At 60.6% G+C, this 2,540-nt stretch carries 2 protein-coding genes; one reads left to right on the top strand and one right to left on the bottom strand.

The window, feature by feature from the left end; genetic code table 11:
- Positions 1-105: 105 nt before the first annotated feature.
- Positions 106-1,341 carry an IS21 family transposase gene (istA, locus tag H6A21_RS10675; protein ID WP_239462822.1) on the bottom strand — a complete coding sequence of 412 codons (1,236 nt, stop codon included), beginning with the start codon at positions 1,339-1,341 and terminating at the stop codon, positions 106-108.
- A gap of 93 nt (positions 1,342-1,434) precedes the next feature.
- Here istA and H6A21_RS10680 point away from each other — a divergent pair, with 93 nt between their 5' ends.
- A complete protein-coding gene (locus tag H6A21_RS10680; protein WP_204562766.1) occupies positions 1,435-2,217 on the top strand; it encodes a hypothetical protein in 783 nt (260 codons plus the stop codon).
- Positions 2,218-2,540: the final 323 nt, after the last annotated feature.

Consider the following 2,540-nt stretch of genomic DNA (forward strand, 5'->3'; position numbering starts at 1 on the left):
TCGGCCGAATATTTGGGCGACGGATGTCCCATCCTATGCCCCCTTTCCCCGTTTACGACATCATGCCGAAACGGAACTCCGTGTGTCAACGGGAATGGGGCAGATTCAGGCGTCCCAGTCGGAGTACGACCTGCCCTCGGGCAGGTCGCCGGCGTGCGTCGAGTAGCGGTTCCTCGCGGACGCCGGGAAGAGCGGGTGCGTCGCCAGCCGCTCGCCGGCGAGGAAGACCTCCACGGTGGTGTCGGTGACCCTGAGGTCCACCGTCCTGCCGACCGCGAGGTGGCTCACGGAATAGTAGTTGTGTTTGTACGCGACGTGGCAGTTCTTCTGCACCTTGCGACCGTAGACCCACTCGCAGACCTCGTAGGGCACCGCCGGCAGCGGCCTCAGCAGCGGCCCCTCCTGCTCCTCGAAGACCTCCCGGCGCGTGCCCTCGCGCTTGGAGAAGGGCCTCGAGTTGTGCTCCTCCAGCCTGGCCGCGACGGCCCGTCTCAGCTCGTTGAAGTCGGTGAACACGGTGTCGCGGAGGGCGGCGACGATCTCGGTCGCCGCCTGCCACACCTCGTTCTCCACGCTCGGCTTGTCCCGAGGGGTCCTCACGCGCGCGGGCATCACCGCCGACCCGTAGTGGGCGGCCATCTCCCGGTAGGCGCCGTTGAGCTCGACCTCGCCCTCGCGGGGATGGCCCTTCACCCCGGTCTTCAGGTTGTCGGGCACGATGCATGGAGTCGAGCCGCCCATGTAGGCGAAGGCGTGCACGTGGCACCGCAGCCATGTATCCTGCCTCATGTCCAGCGTCGGCTCGACGTAGGACAGGCGGCTGAAGGGCAGGCAGGCGACGAACAGGTAGACCCTCGACACCTCGCCCGTGGCGGGGTCGACGAGCGGCATCGTCGGCCCCGCCCAGTCGACCTCCATGATCCTTCCCGCCTTGTGCCCGACGCGGCTCACAACCTGCTTGCTGACGGTGAACTCCCGGTAGCGCTTGCAGAACCGGTCGTAGGACATGAAGGGCCCGCCCTTCGACCTCTGCTCGTCGCGGTACTCGGCGTGCAGCCGCTTCAACGTGACGCCCACGCGGGCGAGCTCGCGGTGGACATGCTCCCAGTCGGGGTCCGCGTAGACCGGCCCGTCGTGCACCCTCTCCGGGAACAGCAGCGCGTAGGCCTCGGAGTCCGACATCGGCTCGACGTCATCCCAGGAGACCCCCTTCTCGTCGGCGGCGTGGAACGTGTCCATCACGCTCGTCTTGGAGACCGACTGCGTCCTTGCGATCGCATTCCCCGACAGCCCCGAGGCCCTGAGCCTCAATATGCCCCTCACGGGTATCCTTCTCGCCATGCTCGATACCTCCTTGTCTCGCGTTGCGACATGGCGCCGCGAGCGTAGCGCGGTCGCCCGGGGCCGGCGCCGCAGCCCCCGCGGGCGGTATCGATGCGGAATATCGGCGGTATCGAGCGGGAATATCGGCGGGGGCGCCGGGCGGTATCGATTCGCGCTACACCAGGTACCGAGAAGGACGATTACTCACTTTTAATACGTGAGCGTGCCGTCTTCATTTGCCCCATGTTTTTCACCTTTATGGTTTCACCTTGGGGTTACTTGGTTAGAAATATTGACCTTCGGGAGCGCCGGTCCATGGGTTTAGACTTCTTCGCGCGCTTTCAGGCACCGATGGATCGCTCCTGTCCGATGTTCTTCTCGTTTTTTCAGGATACCGGTTCTGAGCACCCTCCTATAATTGTTCGCTTTCATATCGCCGCGGCATATCGATGCTTGTCTCTGCCTTTCTTTTTACGCATGGCAAAAACTGGGATTTCCCTGCCGCTTATTCTTAGCCGTCATTTGTCTTTAAGGTTTACGTATGGCGCTTCATCCTTTTTCTGGCTTAACAGGATTCGGGATGACTGCACTTACAGTGCCAGGATGGCCCTACAACTTTTGGTGGTTAGTTGGGCGAGCTTGCCGTTCCTCACGAGTGCGCATGGTTCTAGAAGAGGATGTCTTGCAATACTTGGCGGTAGAGAGATTCGCTTTCAACCAAGGGGGAAAGTGCCGCTTCGGATTTTGGTGTTGCTTCAAGAAATTCGTGGTCTTGTACGACAGTGGCAATTGCTAGATCCGACTGTTCAAATCGATCCCCTAAAGAGTTGGCGTGAAATGGAATCGGAACTGGGGCTCACAGACAATGAGGCCGAATACCCTGCGAAAGCTTGAAAACTGACGGGCGCGGATGAATCCTGAAGCGTCGTGGAATCCGACACAAAGAAATAGATCGGGTGCTCATTCACGATCGATCGAATCGTCTCATAAATCATGTGGGGAAATGAATGAGTCGAACAATGGTGCGGTTGTACAGAAAAATGCGCAAAAATGTGGGGACCTTCTCGTATCGAAGAGGAAGCAGCGAGAATTCAGCAGCAGCTTCCTATCTGATCCCGCCTTCACGAATCCCCAGCTAGGGGCGCCGCCGGGTCGGCCGCCCGCCGAATAGCGGTCGCCGTCCGTCGAATCGGATGTGTAGAGGATGTGAAGATGTG

It is taken from the genome of Collinsella tanakaei (assembly GCF_016902615.1).
Classification (GTDB): domain Bacteria; phylum Actinomycetota; class Coriobacteriia; order Coriobacteriales; family Coriobacteriaceae; genus Collinsella; species Collinsella tanakaei_A.

Bases quoted from the DNA above. Each gene is read 5' to 3' on its own strand.
- istA (WP_239462822.1), bottom strand. From the start codon at position 1,341: ATGGCGAGAAGGATACCCGTGAGGGGCATATTGAGGCTCAGGGCCTCG.
- H6A21_RS10680 (WP_204562766.1), top strand. From the start codon at position 1,435: ATGCGGAATATCGGCGGTATCGAGCGGGAATATCGGCGGGGGCGCCGG.